The organism is Enterobacter sp. B79-1 (assembly GCF_057444735.1).
Genome location: NZ_JBYAZJ010000006.1, coordinates 146,478 through 165,259, shown reverse-complemented (window position 1 = coordinate 165,259; position 18,782 = coordinate 146,478). Strand labels below are relative to the sequence as shown.

Annotated in this window: 18 protein-coding genes; 8 read left to right on the top strand and 10 right to left on the bottom strand. The window is 57.5% G+C overall.

What is annotated here, in order from left to right:
* Nucleotides 1-2: 2 nt before the first annotated feature.
* Genes AC2T6E_RS17255 through AC2T6E_RS17245 form a run of 3 tightly spaced genes read right to left on the bottom strand, consistent with a single transcriptional unit; the run spans nucleotide 3 to nucleotide 3,048 of the window.
* Nucleotides 3-1,379 carry a glycoside hydrolase family 1 protein gene (locus AC2T6E_RS17255; protein WP_460212857.1) on the bottom strand — a complete coding sequence of 459 codons (1,377 nt, stop codon included), beginning with the start codon at nucleotides 1,377-1,379 and terminating at the stop codon, nucleotides 3-5.
* A 17-nt stretch (nucleotides 1,380-1,396) separates the two neighbouring features.
* The gene (locus AC2T6E_RS17250; protein WP_120158987.1) at nucleotides 1,397-2,722 is read right to left on the bottom strand and encodes a PTS sugar transporter subunit IIC; all 1,326 of its coding nucleotides are present in this window, start codon (nucleotides 2,720-2,722) and stop codon (nucleotides 1,397-1,399) included.
* 11 nt (nucleotides 2,723-2,733) lie between these two features.
* Nucleotides 2,734-3,048 (bottom strand): PTS sugar transporter subunit IIB, encoded by a 315-nt coding sequence (locus AC2T6E_RS17245; RefSeq protein ID WP_010426508.1) that lies wholly within the window; start codon nucleotides 3,046-3,048, stop codon nucleotides 2,734-2,736.
* Nucleotides 3,049-3,341: 293 nt separating this feature from the next.
* Here AC2T6E_RS17245 and AC2T6E_RS17240 point away from each other — a divergent pair, with 293 nt between their 5' ends.
* Nucleotides 3,342-4,292, top strand: a complete 951-nt coding sequence (locus AC2T6E_RS17240) for a LacI family DNA-binding transcriptional regulator (RefSeq protein WP_042714383.1) — start codon at nucleotides 3,342-3,344, stop codon at nucleotides 4,290-4,292.
* A 51-nt stretch (nucleotides 4,293-4,343) separates the two neighbouring features.
* On the opposite strand, the gene AC2T6E_RS17235 is transcribed toward AC2T6E_RS17240, so the two are convergent.
* The 5 genes from AC2T6E_RS17235 to AC2T6E_RS17215 form a co-directional block, all read right to left on the bottom strand.
* Complete coding sequence (locus AC2T6E_RS17235) at nucleotides 4,344-4,640, bottom strand: YicS family protein (RefSeq protein WP_010426504.1); 297 nt, start codon at nucleotides 4,638-4,640, stop codon at nucleotides 4,344-4,346.
* 120 nt (nucleotides 4,641-4,760) lie between these two features.
* On the bottom strand, nucleotides 4,761-6,125 hold the full coding sequence (locus tag AC2T6E_RS17230; RefSeq protein WP_212474349.1) for an efflux transporter outer membrane subunit: 1,365 nt from the start codon (nucleotides 6,123-6,125) through the stop codon (nucleotides 4,761-4,763).
* The gene (locus AC2T6E_RS17225; RefSeq protein WP_486692614.1) at nucleotides 6,125-9,235 is read right to left on the bottom strand and encodes an efflux RND transporter permease subunit; all 3,111 of its coding nucleotides are present in this window, start codon (nucleotides 9,233-9,235) and stop codon (nucleotides 6,125-6,127) included. The genes AC2T6E_RS17230 and AC2T6E_RS17225 overlap by 1 nt, the downstream gene beginning before the upstream one ends.
* Nucleotides 9,235-10,356 carry an efflux RND transporter periplasmic adaptor subunit gene (locus AC2T6E_RS17220; RefSeq protein ID WP_029484915.1) on the bottom strand — a complete coding sequence of 374 codons (1,122 nt, stop codon included), beginning with the start codon at nucleotides 10,354-10,356 and terminating at the stop codon, nucleotides 9,235-9,237. Before AC2T6E_RS17220 ends, AC2T6E_RS17225 begins: the two co-directional genes overlap by 1 nt.
* 149 nt (nucleotides 10,357-10,505) lie before the next feature.
* Nucleotides 10,506-11,075: a TetR/AcrR family transcriptional regulator gene (locus AC2T6E_RS17215; protein ID WP_010426497.1), complete on the bottom strand. Its 570-nt coding sequence runs from the start codon at nucleotides 11,073-11,075 to the stop codon at nucleotides 10,506-10,508.
* A gap of 186 nt (nucleotides 11,076-11,261) precedes the next feature.
* On the opposite strand from AC2T6E_RS17215, the gene AC2T6E_RS17210 reads away from it, so the two are divergent.
* The gene (locus AC2T6E_RS17210) at nucleotides 11,262-11,681 is read left to right on the top strand and encodes a GNAT family N-acetyltransferase (RefSeq protein WP_108417268.1); all 420 of its coding nucleotides are present in this window, start codon (nucleotides 11,262-11,264) and stop codon (nucleotides 11,679-11,681) included.
* Here the strand turns inward: AC2T6E_RS17210 and AC2T6E_RS17205 are convergent.
* Complete coding sequence (locus tag AC2T6E_RS17205; RefSeq protein ID WP_089598300.1) at nucleotides 11,678-12,325, bottom strand: TetR/AcrR family transcriptional regulator; 648 nt, start codon at nucleotides 12,323-12,325, stop codon at nucleotides 11,678-11,680. The two genes, AC2T6E_RS17210 and AC2T6E_RS17205, sit on opposite strands and share 4 nt — an antisense overlap.
* A gap of 78 nt (nucleotides 12,326-12,403) precedes the next feature.
* Here AC2T6E_RS17205 and AC2T6E_RS17200 point away from each other — a divergent pair, with 78 nt between their 5' ends.
* From AC2T6E_RS17200 to AC2T6E_RS17175, 6 genes are all read left to right on the top strand, one after another.
* Nucleotides 12,404-13,903, top strand: coding sequence for an MDR family MFS transporter (locus AC2T6E_RS17200; RefSeq protein ID WP_089598299.1), 1,500 nt, complete (start codon nucleotides 12,404-12,406; stop codon nucleotides 13,901-13,903).
* Between the two features lie 117 nt (nucleotides 13,904-14,020).
* Nucleotides 14,021-14,281 carry an antitoxin gene (locus tag AC2T6E_RS17195; protein ID WP_108417271.1) on the top strand — a complete coding sequence of 87 codons (261 nt, stop codon included), beginning with the start codon at nucleotides 14,021-14,023 and terminating at the stop codon, nucleotides 14,279-14,281.
* A gap of 3 nt (nucleotides 14,282-14,284) precedes the next feature.
* Nucleotides 14,285-14,683, top strand: a complete 399-nt coding sequence (locus AC2T6E_RS17190) for a type II toxin-antitoxin system VapC family toxin (RefSeq protein ID WP_174340333.1) — start codon at nucleotides 14,285-14,287, stop codon at nucleotides 14,681-14,683.
* Between the two features lie 188 nt (nucleotides 14,684-14,871).
* On the top strand, nucleotides 14,872-15,672 hold the full coding sequence (gene nlpA, locus AC2T6E_RS17185; protein WP_486692609.1) for a lipoprotein NlpA: 801 nt from the start codon (nucleotides 14,872-14,874) through the stop codon (nucleotides 15,670-15,672).
* Nucleotides 15,673-15,767: 95 nt separating this feature from the next.
* Entirely contained in the window at nucleotides 15,768-16,547 is a 780-nt protein-coding gene (locus AC2T6E_RS17180; protein ID WP_108417273.1) for an MBL fold metallo-hydrolase, read from the top strand.
* A gap of 25 nt (nucleotides 16,548-16,572) precedes the next feature.
* Complete coding sequence (locus AC2T6E_RS17175; protein ID WP_486692607.1) at nucleotides 16,573-17,526, top strand: GlxA family transcriptional regulator; 954 nt, start codon at nucleotides 16,573-16,575, stop codon at nucleotides 17,524-17,526.
* A 28-nt stretch (nucleotides 17,527-17,554) separates the two neighbouring features.
* Here the strand turns inward: AC2T6E_RS17175 and AC2T6E_RS17170 are convergent, their stop codons facing one another.
* Entirely contained in the window at nucleotides 17,555-18,643 is a 1,089-nt protein-coding gene (locus tag AC2T6E_RS17170; RefSeq protein WP_486692605.1) for an AAA family ATPase, read from the bottom strand.
* Nucleotides 18,644-18,782 lie beyond the last annotated feature (139 nt).

The window sequence follows — 18,782 nt, the reverse complement described above, 5'->3', positions numbered from 1 at the left end:
CATTACTCTTTATCAAAGCTATTATTTAAGGCGGTGGCGGCAAACCACTCTCCGCTTTTCTTGATGGTGCGTTCCTGCGTTTCTAAATCGAGCTGGATAAATCCGTAGCGATTTTTATACGCGTTACACCACGACCAGTTATCAATAAACGTCCACATATGGTAACCAAGACAATTGCACCCTTCGCTAATACCCTTATGCAGCCAGGCTAAATGTTCGGAAATAAACTCGATGCGGTATTGATCGTTAATCTGGCCATTTTCAATAAAGCGCTGCTCATTTTCGACGCCCATGCCGTTTTCAGAAATAAAGCAGCGTGGGTTGCCGTAATTGTCGCGCAGGTTAACCAGAATATCGTAAATACCCGGCTCGTAGATTTCCCAGCCGCGGTACGGGTTCATCTTGCGGCCCGGCATCTCGTAGCTATCAAAGAACCACTCCGGCATAAACGGCGCCTGCGGGTTCACCGCGCTGTCGCGACACTTCACGCGACGCGGCTGATAGTAGTTCACGCCGAGCAGGTCGATTTTCCCTTCTGCAATAAGGAAACCGTCTTCCGGTTTACAGGCGGGTAATTGATCGTAGGATTTCAGCAGCGCCACCAGGTCTGCCGGGTATTCACCGCGCAGAACCGGGTCAAGGAAGCTGCGGTTAAACATCAGGTCTGCGATGTGCGCCGCCTTCACGTCTGCCGGATTCTGCGAACGCGGGTATGACGGCGTCAGGTTCAGCACGATGCCAATCTCCCCCGCGTAATGCCCGGCGCGGTAAGCCTGCACCGCCTTCGCATGGGCCAGCACGGTGTGATACGCCACGGTGGCCGCCCGACGAAAATCCACCACGTTCGGATAGTGGAAGTCGTACAGGTAACCGCCTTCTACCGGCACGATCGGCTCGTTGAAGGTAAACCAGTGCAGCACGCGGTCGCCGAACAGCTCGAAGCAGATCTGCGCATAGCGGGCGTAAGCGTCCACCACGTCGCGGTTTTCCCAGCCGCCGATTTCCTGCATCGCCATCGGCATGTCGAAGTGGAACAGGGTGATAAACGGCGTGATGCCCTGTTCATTCAGCTCATCAATGACCTGATTGTAAAAATCGACCGCTTCCGGGTTCACTTCACCGATACCGTCGGGGATCAGGCGCGCCCAGCTAATCGAGGTGCGAAAGCTGTTGTGGTTCAGCTGCTTTAACAGTTGAATGTCCGTTTTCCAGTGCTGATAAAACGTGGAGGTCTGCTGCGGCCCCACGCCGTTGTGAAAACGGTTCGGCTCGCGGGCAAACCAGTAATCCCATGTGGTTTCGCCCTCTCTTGCCCCTTCGGTCTGGAGAGCGGAGCTTGCGCTGCCCCACCAGAAGTTATCGGGAAATGCGTATTTCATGACTCTTCCTCTTTGACTTAATTGCTGGCGGCTTCAGCGTTACCGACGGTCGCCTGAGCTTTCTGCTCTTCGTTTTTGATGAGCGTACGCTCATAGGCGCGCAGGAACGGCAGGTACATCAGCGCGGACATCACCATACAGACCAGGCACATCACCACCGGGCTGAGCGCCCAGTTCGCCGCCCATGACGCACCAATCGGTGCAGGGGTGGTCCACGGGGTTAACGAAACCACCTGAGCCAGCCAGCCGAGTTTGGTTGCGCCGTACGCCAGGCAGGCGTTGACCAGCGGAACAAACACGAACGGGATAAACAGCATCGGGTTCATGATGATCGGTGCGCCAAACAGAATCGGTTCGTTGATGTTAAAGAAGCTTGGCACCACGCCCATTTTGCCGATGGTGCGCAGGTGGGTAACGCGGCTACGCAGCAGCAGGAACGCCAGCGGCAGGGTGGAGCCTACGCCGCCAATCAGCAGGTAGTGATCCCAGAAGCCCTGCAGGTAAACGTGCGGCAGCGCCGCGCCAGCCGCCAGCGCCGCCTGGTTTGCCGAGAGGTTAGCCATCCAGAACGGGTTCATGATGCCGGTGACAATCAGCGAGCCGTGGATACCCGCAAACCAAAAGATCTGGCACAGCAGCACGGAGAGCAGAATGGCGGGCAGGGAGTCAGAGGCGGACACCAGCGGTTCCAGCAGGTGCATGATCGCCTGCGGAATGATCATCCCGGTCTGCGCTTCAATGAACAGGTTCAGCGGGTGCAGCGTGCCGATCACCACCATCACCGGGATCAGGATCTCAAACGAACGCGCCACGCCGGTCGGCACTTCCTTCGGCAGGCGAATGGTGACTTTGTTTTCCTTTAGCCACGCATACACGCGGGTGGAGTAGATGGCGGTGATTAGCGCGGTGAAGATGCCCTGGCCGGAGAGATACTGGGTCGAGATTTTGCCGTCGGCATAGGGTGCGGCGACCAGCAGGAAGGCCATAAAGGCCAGCAGGCCGGACATCACCGGGTCGAGGTTGAACTGACGCCCCAGGCTTGCCCCAATCCCCACCGAGATGAAGAAGGTCATGACGCCCATGCTGAGGTTAAACGGCAGCATCAGCTGCTCGCGGTAGGTCTGGGAGAAATCCAGCCAGCCGCGGGCAAAGCTGTTGGTGGTATCCGCCGAAAACGGCGGGAAGATAAACACCAGCATAAACGAGCCGATGATCATAAACGGCAGCGCGGCGGTAAATCCGTCGCGGATTGCAATCACATACTTTTGCTGACCCAGCTTTGCGGCCAGCGGGGTAATTGACTGCTCAATCACCGCGACCATGGATTGATATAACGAACTCATGTGAACACCTTTTAGTGTGCCGCTTCGATGAGCGACAGAGCATAGTCCAGTACTTTATCGCCACGCTGCATGCCGTAGTCCATCATGTCGATGGGCTGTACCGGAATGCCTTGCGTCGCCGCCTTGTCTGAGAGTGTCTTTAACATGTATTTCACTTGCGGTCCGAGAAGGACAACCTGGTATTGCGGAAACTGCGTATCAAATTCGGAAACACCGTACGCATCAATCTTCACCGGCAAACCACGTTCTTTCGCGACATCGACCATTTTGCTGACCAACAGGCTGGTGGACATCCCGGCAGAGCAGCACAGCATAATCTTGAACATCGACAACCATCCTCTAAATGTAAAAAGTTATTGCGGAGATGATTGGACATCATACGGAAACCGGTTTCCATTTATAAAAGACAGAAGTGTGACAACCATCAAGAAGCTGTGCTTATGGGGCTTATTACCACGATCTGCATCACGGAATTTGGCTGTTATGACGTCATTTTGAGTGGAAACGGAAAATCGGTTTCCATGAAAAACGGAAACGGATATACTCCGTTCTGGCTATAATGTGAGCCGTAGCGGTAATGGAATTTGCAGGCGTGAAGTTGGCCTGCCAGGGGAGAGAGATGTCTACAATCAACGATGTATCACGTCTGGCCGGGGTGTCCAAAGCCACGGTATCACGGGTGTTGAGCGGGTCACGCGGCGTGAAGGAAGCCAGCCGTCAGGCCGTTCTGAAAGCGGTGGATGAGCTGAACTATCGTCCTAACGTGATTGCACAATCACTGCTAAGCCAGTCGACGGGCTGTATTGGCGTGATTTGCGCGCAGGAAAACATTAACCAGACCACCGGTTATCTGTACGCGCTGGAAAAACAGCTCAGCCAGCATCAAAAACATCTGCTGCTGCGCTTCGCGCATAGCAAAGCGGAAGTGATGCACGCCCTTGAAGAACTCTCCTGCGGGCTCTGTGATGATATCCTGGTGATTGGTGCCCGTTTTCCGCTGGACGTGGATATGGAAAACGTCATTCTGGTCGACTGTATGGAGTCTGATAACGCCAACAGCATCCAGTTCGATCACGCGTTTGCCGCCGAAACCGCCTGTAACTACCTCACCAGCCAGGGGCGTCGCCAGATTGCGCTGATCCACCCGCACGGCAGCGGTTTTGCCGACCAGGTGCTGCTCGGCTACAAGCATGCGCTGGAGAAAAATTTCCTGCCCTTTAATCGCAACCTGGTCTTTATGGACGCCACCTCCTCATCCGTTGCGCTGCAGGAGCTGCTGAACAACGCCAGCACCCTGAATTTCAACGCGCTGCTGGTGGCCGACGAGCAGGAAGCCCAGCGGGTGATCCCGCAGCTGCAGGCGTTTAATAAATCGGTGCCGGACGACATCATGGTCTTCAGCCTGGGCGGATCGCTGCATCTGCCGGGTATTCCGGTGATCCCGGCGATTGAATATTCCATGGATGCCATGGCGGCGCGGATTGTGAGCTGGCTGACGGAGAAAACGCAGATGCTGGGGTCGTACGTGCTGCGCGGGGATTTAATTATTCCGGATATGCGGAAGCGTTAAAAATGTTTTGTAGGCCGGGTAAGGCGCAGCCGCCACCCGGCTTTCCCGCCCTCAATAGTCTTCCATACAATCCACCTGACTGACGGCATCCCAGTAGGCGTCCAGATTGTCGCGCTTCACGGCGGTGATGGCGTTTTTGATCAGCAGCTGGTTGGCCTCCGACGACAAAATCATTGCCTGCCAGGCCTTATCGCTCTGCTTTTTCTGTGGCGTGCAGGTTTTCTTCACATCTTTCAGAACCTGCTGTTTTATCTGGGCATCTTTCGCCGGATCGTCCTTCTCCTGTGCGTGAACAAACGCGGCGAACAACAGGCAAACGAGCAGGCAAACCAGGTGCGCAGCTTTCATCGAAACCTCCAGTTAACGTCACATGCTTCCCATGAAATATATCGTTACATTCAGTGTAGCGATTCCAGCCGAAAGTATGATTTTCTCTTTTCTGCGCATGAGAATCGCCCACCGATGAGGTTACTGAATCCCGCCGCCCAGCGACTGCCACAGCGTGATGCGGTTTTCCAGGTCGGTTTGCTGCAGCGCAATCAGTGATTCCTGCGCCGACCACAGCGACCGCTGCGCGGTAAGCACCGTCAGATAATCCCCCGCGCCTGCCTTATAGCTGCGCGTTGCCACATCCAGCGTTTTTTGCTCCGCCGCCACGTATTCTCGCTGGGCATCCAGCTGCTCGCTCAGGGTTTCACGCCGCGCCAGCGCGTCGGCCACGTCCTTAAACGCGCTCTGGATGGCTTTCTCGTAGGTGGCGATCAGCCCCTTCTTCTCCGCTTCCGCGTAGCGCAGCTGTGCCAGGTTGTTCCCGCCGCTAAACAGCGGCAGGGTGATGGACGGTGCAAACGACCAGACCTTCATCCCGTGGCTGAACAGGGAGGAGAGCGAATCGCTGCCGACGCCCGCGCTGGCGGTGAGCGAGATGGTCGGGAAGAAGTTGGCGCGCGCCGCGCCGATGTTGGCGTTGGCGCTCAGCAGGTTATGCTCGGCCTCCTGAATATCCGGGCGACGCAGCAGCGCGCTGGAGCTGACGCCCGCCGGGATCAGCGTGATGGCATTATCGCTCAGGCTCTCCAGCGTGCCGGGCAGCAGGTTGTCCGGCACCGTATCGCCCGCCAGCAGATTAAGGGCATTTTTGTCCTGCATCACCAGCGTCTGGTAGCTCGCCACGCTGGCGCGCGCCTGCTGGTAAACCGCCATCGCTTCACTGACGTCCGTCGCCGCCGCCACGCCCACGTCCTGCTGGCGCTTCACAATTTTCAGCGAGTTTGCGGCGCTCTCCATCGTGGATTTTGCCAGCGCCAGGTTGCTGTTATCGGCGGCCAGCGTTACCCAGGCCGTGGTCAGCTCGCTAACCATCGTCAGGCGCGTGTTCTGCGCGGTGAACTCGCTGGCAAGCCAGGTTTCACGCGCGGCGCGGGAGAGGCTCTGGTTGCGGCCAAACAGATCCAGCTCGAAGCTGGAGACCGCGCCGTTGGCTTCGTCGCTGGTGGTCACGCCGCTTGCCAACGTGCGGCTGCGGGTGTGGCTCAGCTCGGCGTCCACCGTCGGGAACAGGGACGAGCGCGTTTCACCGTACTGGGCGCGGGCGGCGTCGATATCCGCAATCGCTTTTTGCACGTCGCGGTTGCTGTTCAGCGCCATCGTCACCACGCTTTTCAGCCGCGCGTCGTTCATCACCTGCTGCCACTGGCTCACCACGGCGGTGGCTTCGCCGTGCGCGCCGGGTAAGGTTGCCGGGACGGGGGCGTCCGGGCGTTGATACGTTGGGTCTAACGACACACAGCCTGCGCTCAGCAGGGCTAACGCTAAAATAGATACACGAAACATTATGACCTCCGGTTTGCGTGCTTACCGGAGAACAGACGTTTCACCAGTACAAAGAATAAGGGGACGAAGAAGATCGCCAGCAACGTCGCGGCCAGCGTCCCACCGATAATGCCGGTACCGATCGCCACGCGGCTGTTGGCACCTGCCCCGGTTGCCACGGCCAGCGGCGTCACCCCTGCGATAAACGCCAGCGAGGTCATGATGATCGGTCGCAGACGCGTCTGAGCGGCACGCAGCGCGGCGCGCGTCAGGGAGTACCCTTCCGCGACTTTGGCTTCGGCAAATTCCACAATCAGAATGGCGTTCTTCGACGACAGGCCGATGGTGGTCAGCAGCGCCACCTGGAAGTAGACGTCGTTGTTCAGGCCGCGTAGGGATGCGGCGACGGCCGCGCCCAGCACGCCAAGCGGGATCACCATGATGACCGAAATCGGCACCGACCAGCTCTCATACAGCGCTGCCAGGCACAGGAACACCACGAGAATGGAAAGGGCATAAAGGCTCATCGCCTGACCGCTCGCCAGTTTTTCCTGCAACGACAAACCGCTCCACGCCCAGGTGCTGCCGGACGGCAGGCTGTTTGCCAGCTGCTCCATTTTGCTCATCGCCGTGCCGGAGCTGGCGCCGCTGGCGTTTTCGCCCTGAATCTCATACGCCGCCGAGCCGTTGTAGCGCACCAGGCTTTCCGGGCCGTACTCCCAGCGGGTGGTGGCGAAGGCGGAGAACGGGGTCATGGTGCTGTCGCTGCCGCGCACATACCATTTGTTGAGATCCGACGGCACGGCGCGATAGTCGCTGTCGCCCTGGATGTAGACCTTTTTCACGCGGCCGCGATCGATAAAGTCGTTCACGTAGGTCCCGCCCCAGGCGCTGGAGAGGGTGTCGGTGACGTCGCTCAGGGACAGCCCCAGCGACACGGCCTTGTTGTTGTCGATATCAACCTGAAGCTGCGGCATTTGCGGCAGATCGTTGGCGCGCACGGCGTGCAGCGAACTGTCCTGATTGGCTTCGCCAATCAGCTGGTTACGCAGTTTCAACAGCGCGTCGCGGTCGGTGCCGCCGCTGGCCATCAGCTCAAAGGTAAAGCCGTTGCTCTGGCCCAGACCGTCCACCGCAGGCGGCGTCATGGCAAAGATGGTCGCATCGCGGATGGTGCTCAGCTCCTGCGTGGCGCGCAGGGCGATGGCCTGCGCGGTATTCTCATCGCCTTTACGCTCTGACCAGTTTTTCAGGGAGACAAACGCCATCCCGGCGTTCTGGCCGCTGCCGCTGAAGCTGAAGCCTTCAATGGTGAAGATCACGTTGGTGTTGGCTTTCTCTTTGGTGAGGAACCACTCGCGCACCTGGCGGCTGACTTCGGCGGTACGCACCGTCGTCGCGCCGGCTGGCAGGGTGTACTGCACCATGATTTCGCCCTGGTCTTCCGTTGGCAGGAAGCTGCCCGGCAGCTTAAGCATGGCGAAGCCCATCGCGCCGCAGAGCAGGGCGTAGATGACCAGCATGCCGCCCGAGCGGCGCAGGGCCCGCAGCACCTTGTTCTGATAGCCATGCTCGGTCCTGCTGTAGAAGCGGTTAAACGCGCCGAAGAAGCCCTTTTTGTGCGGCGTCGTGTGGCTCAGAATTGAGCCGCAGAGCGCGGGCGTCAGGGTCAACGCCACCACCACGGAGAGGAACATCGCCGAAATGATGGTGACCGAGAACTGACGGTAAATCACCCCGGTGGAGCCGCCGAAGAAGGCCATCGGCAGGAATACCGCAGAGAGCACCAGCGCAATGGCGATCAGCGCACCGGAGATTTCGCCCATCGATTTTTCGGTGGCTTCGCGGGCGGGCAGGCCTTCGTCGCGCATAATACGCTCGACGTTTTCCACCACCACGATGGCGTCATCCACCAAAAGCCCAATCGCCAGCACCATCGCAAACAGCGTCAGGGTGTTAATGGAATAGCCGAACAGCGCCAGCACGCCGAAGGTGCCCAGCAGAACGACAGGTACCGCCAGCGCCGGGATCAGCGTGGCGCGAATGTTTTGCAGGAACAGGTACATCACCACCACCACGAGGATAATGGCTTCGAACAGGGTCTGAATCACGTCCTCAACGGAGATCTTGATGAACTCGGTGCTGTCTTTCGGGTAGGCCACGTCATAGCCTTTCGGCATCGACTTTTTGAACTCGGCAATCTTGTCTTTCACCGCAGTGGCAGTGTTGAGCGCGTTCGCACCCGGTGAAAGCATGACCGCCATACCCGCCGCCGGGTGGCCGTTGAGCTTCGCGGTGGCGGTGTAATCTTCGCTGCCCATCTCCACGCGGGCGACGTCGCTGATGCGCACCACCGCACCGTTGGACTGGCTCTTCACGATGATATTTTTAAACTGATCCACCGTCTGCAGGCGCGACTGGGCGCGGACGGTGGCGGTCAGCTGCTGGGCGTTTGACGAGGGCAGCGCGCCGATTTTACCGGCGGAAACCTGCACGTTCTGGGCTTCAATCGCGCTCTGCACGTCGGACGGCATTAGCGAGTAGGACGCCAGCTTCGCCGGGTCGAGCCAGATGCGCATCGCGTATTCCGCACCGAACACCTGCAGGCTGCCAACGCCCTCCACGCGCGCCAGCGGGTCCTGCATATTGCTCACCAGCCAGTCGGCGATATCCGAGCTGCTGGCGGCGTCGGTTTTATCGTACACGCCCATGATCAGCAGGAAGTTGCTCTGCGATTTCTCGACGGTAATGCCGGACTGCTGTACCTCGGTCGGCAGGCGAGATTCCGCCTGCTGAACCTTGTTTTGCACCTGCACCTGCGCGGTGTCCGGATCGGTTCCCTGTTCGAAGGTGACGTTGATGCTTACCGACCCGTCCGAGCTGCTGGTGGAGGTGAAGTAGAGCAGGTTATCCAGCCCGGTGAGCTGCTGCTCGATCACCTGCGTCACGCTGTTTTCCAGCGTCTGCGCGGAGGCACCGGTGTAGGTGGCGGAGATCTTGATCGACGGCGGGGCGACGTCCGGGTACTGCGCGACCGGCAGCGAGCGGATCGCCAGCATCCCGGCGAGCATGATAAGAATGGCGATAACCCAGGCAAAGACCGGGCGACGCACGAAGAAACGGGAAAACATCAGGCGTTTCCTCCACTGGCTTTCATCTCTTCGGCTTTCACTTCCTGCCCGGCGGTCACCTTGTCGGTGCCTTCCACAATCAGCTTATCGCCCGCCTTCAGGCCGCTCAGCACCAGCCATTTGTCGCCGTAGGTGTCGCCCGTTTCCAGCTGACGCTGCTCGACCTTGTTGCTGGCATTGACCACCAGCGCGGTAGCGGTGCCTTTGGCGTCGCGGGTGATGCCCTGCTGCGGTGCCAGGATCGCGTCGTTCATGATGCCTTCATCCACTCTGGCGCGGACAAACATCCCCGGCAGGAGCTGATGCTGCGGGTTCGGGAAGACGGCGCGCAGCGTGACGGAGCCGGTTGATTCATCCACCGCCACTTCGGTTAACGCCAGGCGGCCTTTTTCACCGTAGGTGCTGCCGTCTTCGAGGATTAACGACACGCTTAGGGTATCGCTATTGGTGGCAAGGGTTTGCTTGCGTAAACGCAGCAGATCGGCGCTGGAACGTGTGAGATCGACGTACATGCTGTCCAGTCCGCGAATGGTGGCGAGGGCGGTATCCTGCTGGGCGGTCACCAGCGCGCCGGGGGTGACGGAGGAGATGCCGATACGTCCGGCAATCGGTGCGGTCACGGTGGTCCAGTTGAGGTTAATGCGCGCGCTTTCCTGCGCGGCCTTCTTTGACTCGACGCTGGCCTTGTCCTGTGCGCAGGTGGACTTCGCGTCCTCTGCATCCTGACGCGACACGCCGTCATCTTTCACCAGCTGCGCATAGCGCTGGGCCTTCTGGCAGTCGGCCTGCACCAGCGCCTGCGCCTGCTTTAGCGCCGCGGCGGCTTCATCGTAGGCGGCGCGGTAGCTGGAAGGGTCAATTTGATACAGTGCCTGTCCGGCCTTGACCGTATCGCCTTCGGTGAACAGCCGCTTCTGGATAATGCCGCCTACCTGCGGGCGCACTTCGGCGCTCATGGCGGCAGTGGTGCGGCCCGTCAGCTCGCTGACGACGGAAACAGGCTGGCTCATGAGCGTGACAATCCCCACATCCGGAAGAGGACGCTGGGGAGCAGATGTTTGCGCATTATCGCACCCTGTCAGGAGGAGTAATGCCGCGATGGAGGTTGTTATGGTTTTCATAATCTTTTTCCAGGGTGAACGATGCCTGCCCTGTTAATCGCTTAACAGGGAGGAGGGCTATTTAAAGGCACAGCGATACCGCATCTCTGGCTGAGCCAGAAATGTAAAAAAAGGGGAATTACTTATTCCCGCTAATTATTCATATGCGATTACTTCGCAGAGAAAAGCATATTTAAAATATCCTGATAAAGAGGTTCTAATTGTTCTGACGGTACTTTTAACGGCGCGAGTCGACGGTAAATCGTTCCTTCGATCATCACGGCGGTAATCTCCACGCAGCAGCGAATATGCTCATCGCTCAGGTGGGGGAACTGCTTTTTCAGGTGCGCGCAGGCGTTGGTGAACATGCGCGATTCGGCTTCGATCAGCATGGCGGCAACCTGAGGATTACGCGTGGCCTCGGCGGACATTTCCAGCATCAGCGCATCGTCATCCTCGTTGAGCGTTTGCCGCCAGGCGAGGGCCTGCGGCATCCCTTCAACCAGCGTTTTGCCCTGCATCTCCTCAATGCGCGAGTCGATGATGCGGCGGATCATCTCTTCGATAATCGCGTCTTTGTTACTGAAATAACGGTAAATTTGTCCGACGCTGAGCTTCGCCTCGCTGGCAATCTGCGACATGCTGGCGGCGTGAAACCCGCTGGCGCGAAAGCAGCGGCGCGCGGCGGTGATGATCTCGTCCTGGCGCAATTTTTGTCGTTCTTCCAGCTTTGTGCTCATCGTCGGCTACCGTGTAAAAGTGAGAATGATCGTTCTCATTATACGTTTTAGGTGCGTATTGGAAAGGCTTTTTTTATTTACATATTGAATGAATATTTCCTGGATTAAACAATGGAGGAAATAAGGAGTTTTTATGAAGGTTAAGCTGTGAGATATTCAGATTGCGCTGAAAATAAGGAGAACAATATGCAGTTGAGCATTACTAAAAAAGTCACACCCGAAGAGAAAGAAGAGTTATTTGTAGGGTTAAGAGCTTATAACGGGCAGTTTTTAGATATGTCGAACTTTAGTGGCGACATTGGCGTTTACGTACGTGACGATAATGGCGCCATGCTGGGCGGATTAATCGGCGTGCGCAAAGGTGACTGGCTGAATATTGACTATCTCTGGGTCAGCGAATCCCTGCGCGGCTCCGGCGTGGGCAGCAAGCTCATCAAAACGGCAGAAGATGAAGCCCGACGTCAGGGCTGCAAGCACGCGCTGGTGGATACGGCCAGCTTCCAGGCACGCCCGTTCTATGAAAAGCAGGGCTATCAGCTACAGATGTCGCTGCAGGATTACCCCCATGCGGGCATGCAGCGCCACTATCTGGCAAAGGCGCTTTAACCGCCGATCCCAGTGCCGATTACGGCAAGCGCATGACGTACAATAATCTCCGGCGAGAGGGATTTTAGCCTCTCGTCATTGCGCATGCGTGAAAACGGCACCAGCACCAGGCTCAGCAAGGTGGTAAACAGCAGCTCCGGTGCCAGCGCCTGATTCAGCTTCCCTTCCTGCTGCCAGCCTTTGAGGGTGGCAAGCGTCGCCTGATACTTCTCGTCACCAAACCGCGCCTGAAGATGGGTGCGCAGTACCGGCATTTCGCCAATCACCTCCTGCATCCACAGCGGTGCAAACCAGGGATACTGTTCCGCCAGTTCGGCCAGCACTTTAACCATTTCCGTCAGGGCGTTCACCGGCGAATCCCGGTTATCGGCGAAAATCGTCCCGATCCGCTCGCGTAACGGCAGGAAACGCTCCTCAATCATCGCATCCAGCAGTTGCTCGCGGGAGTTGAAGTAATAGTGCAGCATCGCGGGCGTGACGCCCGCCTCTTTGGCAATGGCGTTGAGTGAGGTATTGGCGATCCCCTGACGGGAAAAGAGGTTCAGGGCGATATCCAGCAGCTGTTCGCGGCTGGCGGTGACGCGTTTACCCCCGCGAGGGCGGCCGGGGCGGCGCGGTTCAGAATTGTCTTTTAATGCTGGCATGACCACGGTGCCTCTTGATCTTATTCATCACTTCCACAAATATTAATTATGTGATTAATTAATTTCAAGCGATCTCTTATGGAATCCGACGTCATGAACCCACCCGCGCAAAAAGCGCCGTCGATTAAGCTGCTGTTCAGCGCGCTGCTGCTGGTGATGCTGCTTTCTGCGCTTGATCAAACCATCGTCTCTACCGCGCTGCCTACCATTGTCGGTGAGTTGGGCGGCCTGGATAAGCTCTCCTGGGTAGTGACGGCCTATATCCTCAGCTCCACCATCGTGGTGCCGCTGTACGGTAAATTCGGCGATCTGTTTGGGCGTAAAATCGTCCTGCAAATCGCCATTGTGCTGTTCCTCGTGGGCTCCGCGCTGTGCGGGCTGGCGCAGAACATGACCCAGCTGGTGCTGATGCGCGCCCTGCAGGGGCTGGGCGGCGGCGGCCTGATGGTGATCAGTATGGCCGCCGTGGCGGACGTGATCCCGCCAGCCGATCGCGGGCGCTATCAGGGGCTGTTTGGCGGCGTGTTTGGCCTGGCGACGGTCATCGGGCCGCTGATTGGCGGGTTTATCGTCCAGCACGCCTCCTGGCGCTGGATTTTCTACATCAACCTGCCGCTGGGGCTGTTTGCGCTGCTGGTAATAGGCGCGGTATTTCACGGCAGCGCGCGGCGCAGCAAGCACGAGATTGACTATCTGGGGGCGATTTATCTCAGCATGGCGCTGCTGTGCATCATCCTGTTTACCACCGAAGGCGGCACCGTTCGCCCGTGGAGCGACCCGCAGCTGTGGTGCATTCTGGCCTTTGGCCTGACGGGCATTGCCGGGTTTATCTATGAGGAACGGCTGGCGTGGGAGCCGATCATCCCGCTGTCGCTGTTCCGCGACCGCAGCTTCCTGCTCTGCAGCCTGATTGGCTTTATCATCGGCATGTCGCTGTTTGGCTCAGTGACCTTCCTGCCGCTGTACCTGCAGGTGGTGAAAGACGCCACGCCAACGCAGGCCGGTTTGCAGCTCATTCCGCTAATGGGCGGGCTGCTGCTGACCTCGATTATCAGCGGGCGGATCATCAGCCGTACCGGGAAATATCGCCTGTTCCCGATCCTTGGCACGCTGCTCGGCGTGGTGGGGATGTTTTTACTGACGCGCATTTCAATCACGTCGCCAACCTGGCAGCTTTATCTATTCACCAGCGTGCTGGGCATGGGGCTGGGACTGGTGATGCAGGTGCTGGTGCTGGCGGTGCAAAACAGCGTGTCGGCGGATCAATACGGCGTAGCCACCTCTGGCGTCACGCTGTTCCGCTCCATCGGTGGGGCGATCGGCGTCGCGCTGTTTGGCGCGGTGTTCACGAATATTCTGCAATCGGGGCTGATGGACAGCCTTCCGGAAGGCGCGGAACTGCCGCGCGAGCTGAACCCGACCGCCATCCACCATCTGCCTGACGCCCTGAGACTGGACTACCTTGATGCCTTCGGCTCTGCCATTCATGCGGTATTCCTGCTGGCGGCAGGGATTATGGTGCTGGCGTTTGCGCTGTCGTGGTTTTTACGGGAAGCGCCGCTGCGTCGGCAGGCGTGAAGTTAGCGGTTCGGTTATTTTTTGCGAGTCGCTTTCTGAAATTGAAGCGTCGAAGTTGTCATGCCTTCTCGTCGTGGCGCATGCTCTGGCCAGTCCAATAAACCAGCAGAGGTTACAATGGAGCGCACAGCAAAACTGATCAAAAAAGGGCGAAAGCAGGCTGTTGTTCTGCCTGCTGAGTTTGCGTTTGATACGGAGAGCGTTTACATCCGGCGGGATGACGAGGGGAATATTGTTTTGACGGCAAGATCGGAAAAAGAGCGACACAGGGACAACTTTTTGCGTTTGCTCAAACAAACGCATGTGCCGGATTCGTTTCTGAGCAAAGAGGAGCGTAATCAGAGCTATTCGACACGAGATCCTCTGGAAGGGCTGTAGAACATGCTGCATATGCTGGACACAAACATCGTAAGCCATCTTGTGAGGCAACACCCCGAGGTTCTAAATCAATATTCGCGTATTGCGCCTGAAAAAATGTGTATTTCAAGCGTAACGGAGGCTGAATTACTTTACGGCGTAGCCAAAAAGCAAAACAACCAACTGCACAAAACCATAGTGGAATTTCTAAAAACCATCACCATTTGCGACTGGGACAGTGAAGCCGCAGCCGCCTACGGCGAGCTTCGTGCAGTGATGGAAAAGAAAGGGAAGGTGATGGGCGATCTCGACCAGTTGATTGCTGCGCATGCCATCAGCCGGGGTACGACGATTGTCACCAACGATCGCGCATTTGGGATGGTGCAAGACCTTAGGGTAGAGGACTGGACTACCGCAGCCTGATGCCCATCTCTCGGTGGCGCTTTGCTAACCGGGCCTACAACACCCCCGCGCGTAGGCCGGGTAAGCGCAGCGCCACCCGGCAATAGGCCGCATATAACTTATCCTTCTTATTGATTCCTTTTCGTTTTTTAGCGCGCCGTCGCGTTGTCGATATAGTCTTCAAAACGTCTAACAAAAGGAACTGTCTCGTGAAACTTCGACTGGGTGCGCTTCTCCTGACTGGCCTGCTGCTCGCGGGCTGTGACCAAAGCAGCAATGATGGCAAACACATTAAGGTCGGCGTGATTAACGGTGCCGAGCAGGACGTGGCGGAGGTCGCTAAAAAGGTGGCAAAAGAGAAATACGGTCTGGACGTGGAGCTGGTGGGCTTTAGCGGATCGCTGCTGCCCAACGATGCCACTAACCAGGGGGAGCTGGATGCCAACGTCTTCCAGCACCGCCCGTTCCTCGCAGAAGATAACAAGGCGCACGGCTACAAGCTGGTTGCCGTTGCAAACACCTTCGTCTTCCCGATGGCTGGCTATTCCCGCAAGATTAAATCGGTGAATGAACTGAAAGACGGCGCAACGATTGCCATTCCTAACGACCCAACCAACCTCGGTCGCGCGTTGCTGCTGCTGCAAAAAGAGAAGCTGATTGCCCTGAAGCCGGACGTTGGCCTGCTGCCGACGGCGCTGGATATCACCGCAAACCCTAAAAATCTGAAGATTATGGAGCTGGAAGGCGCGCAGCTGCCGCGCGTGCTCGACGATCCGCAGGTGGATGTCGCCATTATTAGTACCACCTACCTCCAGCAAACCGGCCTGTCGCCGGTTCATGACAGCGTCTTCATTGAAGATAAAAATTCGCCGTATGTGAACATTGTCGTGACGCGTGAAGACAATAAAAATGCGGAAAACGTGAAGGAATTCATACAGTCGTATCAGTCGCCTGAGGTGGCAAAAGCGGCCGAAACGATCTTCAACGGCGGCGCGGTGCCAGGCTGGTAAGTTTGGCCCAATTCCATCGATCATCGCCCTTTAGCCCACATCGTAACGCGTGGTCACGGGCTATTCTCCTTATCACACCCACCGGAGGATAGCCCATGAACATTACTCAGATTCGCAATGCCACTCAGCTGATTACCTACGCGGGAAAACGTTTTTTAGTTGACCCCATGCTCGCGCCGAAAGGGGCTTACCCGGGTTTCCCGGGTACGGCGCATGCAGATATTCGTAACCCGACCGTTGACCTACCTGTTGAGGTTACTACGCTGCTCGATGCCGACGCGGTGATTGTCACCCACACGCACGACGATCATTGGGATCAAACCGCCATTGCACTGATCGCCAAAGACAAACCGATTTATGTACAAAATGACAGCGACGCCGCGCTGCTGCGCAGCCAGGGATTTACCCACCTGACGGTGATGACCGAAGAGACCGCATTTGATGACGTAAGCATCGTGAAAACCCACGGCGGCCAGCACGGAACCGATCGCGCTTATGCCGTGCCGGACCTGGCGGAGCGCCTGGGCGAGGCCTGCGGCGTCGTCTTCCGTCATCCTGATGAAAAGACGCTTTATATCGCCGGGGATACCATCTGGCGTGAAGAGGTGGCGACCGACATGCAAAAACACCAGCCGGATGTCGTGGTACTGAACGCCGGTTACGCGCATGTGATTGGTTTTGGCCCCATTATCATGGGCGAGCAGGATGTGCTGAACGTGCATTTTCTGTTGCCTGAGGCACAGATTGTGGCGACCCATATGGAGGCCATCAACCACTGTCTGCTGACCCGCCGCGCGCTGCGTGAATACGCCGAAGCCAACCAGTTTAGCGATGCGTTGAGCATTCCCCAGGATGGTGAAAGCGTTATATTCTGAGCACCGCAGAGGGAAGGAGAGAGTGATGTCACTATTACATGTTGCCATTGTCGCGGTGGACGGGTTTAGCCCGTTCCACTACTCCGTTCCCTGCATTTTGTTTGGCGATACGGTATCGAGCGAAAAGCGCTTTAATGTCACGATTTGCGCTGAAAAACCAGGGTTTCTGACATCAAAAGACGGTTTTTCGCTCAATGCTACGCAGGATTACTCCGCCATTGAGCAGGCTGATATTGTTGTCGTGCCCTACTGGCAGCATGTCCTGGAACGCCCGCCCCAGACGTTGATCGATAGCCTGGTGAAGGCGAGAGACAATGGCGCTGAAATCGTCGGGTTGTGTCTGGGGTCGTTTGTGCTGGGCTATGCGGGCATTCTCGACGGCAAGCGCGCTGCCACCCACTGGGAGTTCGAACATCAGTTCCAGTCGCTTTTTCCGCACGTCCAGTTGGATATCAATGCCCTCTACGTGAATGACGGCAATATCATCACCTCTGCCGGAACCGCGGCTGCGCTGGACTGCTGCCTGTATATCATTCGTCAGCGCTTTGGCAGCGTGGTCGCCAACCAGATTGCCCGGCGGATGATTGTGCCGCCGCACCGCGAGGGCGGTCAGGCGCAGTTTATTGCCCAGCCGGTGCCGAAAGATACCCGTGACGGTCGGATTAACTGTCTGATCGACTATTTACAGCAGCACATCACCGAACCGCATAGCCTTGACTCGCTGGCGGACGTGGTCTCGATGAGCCGCCGCACCCTGACGCGTCATTTTATTAAAGCCACGGGGATGAGCGTTGCCGACTGGCTTACCGCCGAGCGCCTGCGGCGCAGCCAGATCCTGCTTGAAGCCGGAAATATGCCGATTGAGCGCGTGGCTGAACTGGTGGGGTTTAATTCCGCCATCACCTGGCGACAGCAGTTTAAGGCGCGTTTTGGGGTCAGTCCGGCGGAGTGGCGGAAGACCTTTCGGACTCATTCGTAGGCCGGGTAAGCGTAGCGCCACCCGGCGTTTACCCCAGCCTCTCCACCTTCGTTTCCCCTTCCACCATCGACAGCTGATAAAGCGAAAACGATCGCTGTTTCTCAATTAAATTCGCCAGTTCCGGCGAGTGGCTGGTCAGCCAAATCTGCGAATAGCGGCTGGCCTCGGCGATTAAGCTCGCAAGGGCGGGCAGCATCTGGGGGTGCAGGCTGTTTTCCGGTTCGTTCAACGCGATAAACGCCGGTGGGCGCGGGCTGAGCAAGGCCACCGCCAGGCACAGAAAACGCAGAGTGCCGTCGGAGAACTCCGCCGGTTCCAGCGGTCTGCTCAGCCCTTCGCGCTGCATCATCATGCGAAAACGTCCGCCGGTGTTGTCGCTGTAAAACACGCAGCCGGGGAAGGCCTGGTCGAGGATGCGCATCAGCAGCAGCTCGTCGCCAATTTCCACGATGGTCTGAAACGCCGCCGCCAGGTTTGCGCCGTCGCTGGCCAGCACCGGGGAGCGGAAACCGACCTGAGGCGCGCGCATGGCCGAGCCGGATGAGACGGAAAACTCGTGATAAAAGCGCCAGTTACGCAGCGACTCGCGCGTCTGCGACACTTCCGGGTAAAGATGCGGCTCGCCAAGCTGGCCGAACACCGATTCGTTCTCATACAGCGTGCCGCTGTGGGTGACTTTCTCGTGATGCACGTTGTTCAGAAATACGGCCTGATTTTTACGCTTCATCAGCTGGGACGACGGGCGGCGGTGCTGGCCGCTCAGCCAGATGGACTCTTCTTTGATCACCGGATCGAGTTGAAACTGTGAGGGGTAAGGCAGTTTTTCGACAAAGCCTACCTGCAGCTCGTATTCGTAGGTTTCTGTTTCAACGGCCAAATTCATCCGCCGCAGCTGGTCGCTGCGGGTTTTGCCTGCCCAGAACACTTTTAAAATCCCACCCTCGTTCGCCAGTGCCTGCGAAAACTGCCCCTGTGCAGCGCTGTGCATCAGGTGGATCGCTTTGTAGATATTGGATTTTCCGGTGCCGTTTGGGCCAAAGACGATGTTGAGCTGCTCCAGCTCCAGCGACATTTCGCGAATCGAGCGGTAGTTTTGAATGTGCAGGGTGGTGATCACAGGCAGTCCCTTTTTTGCGTAACAATCCTGTATATAATTACAGTCTTTTGTGTGGAATGCAAAAAAGAGACGACAGTGAGGGTGTCGTCTAAACGGGGTACTGCTTTGGGCCTCTGTGGGTCAAACGGGCCTTCGCATT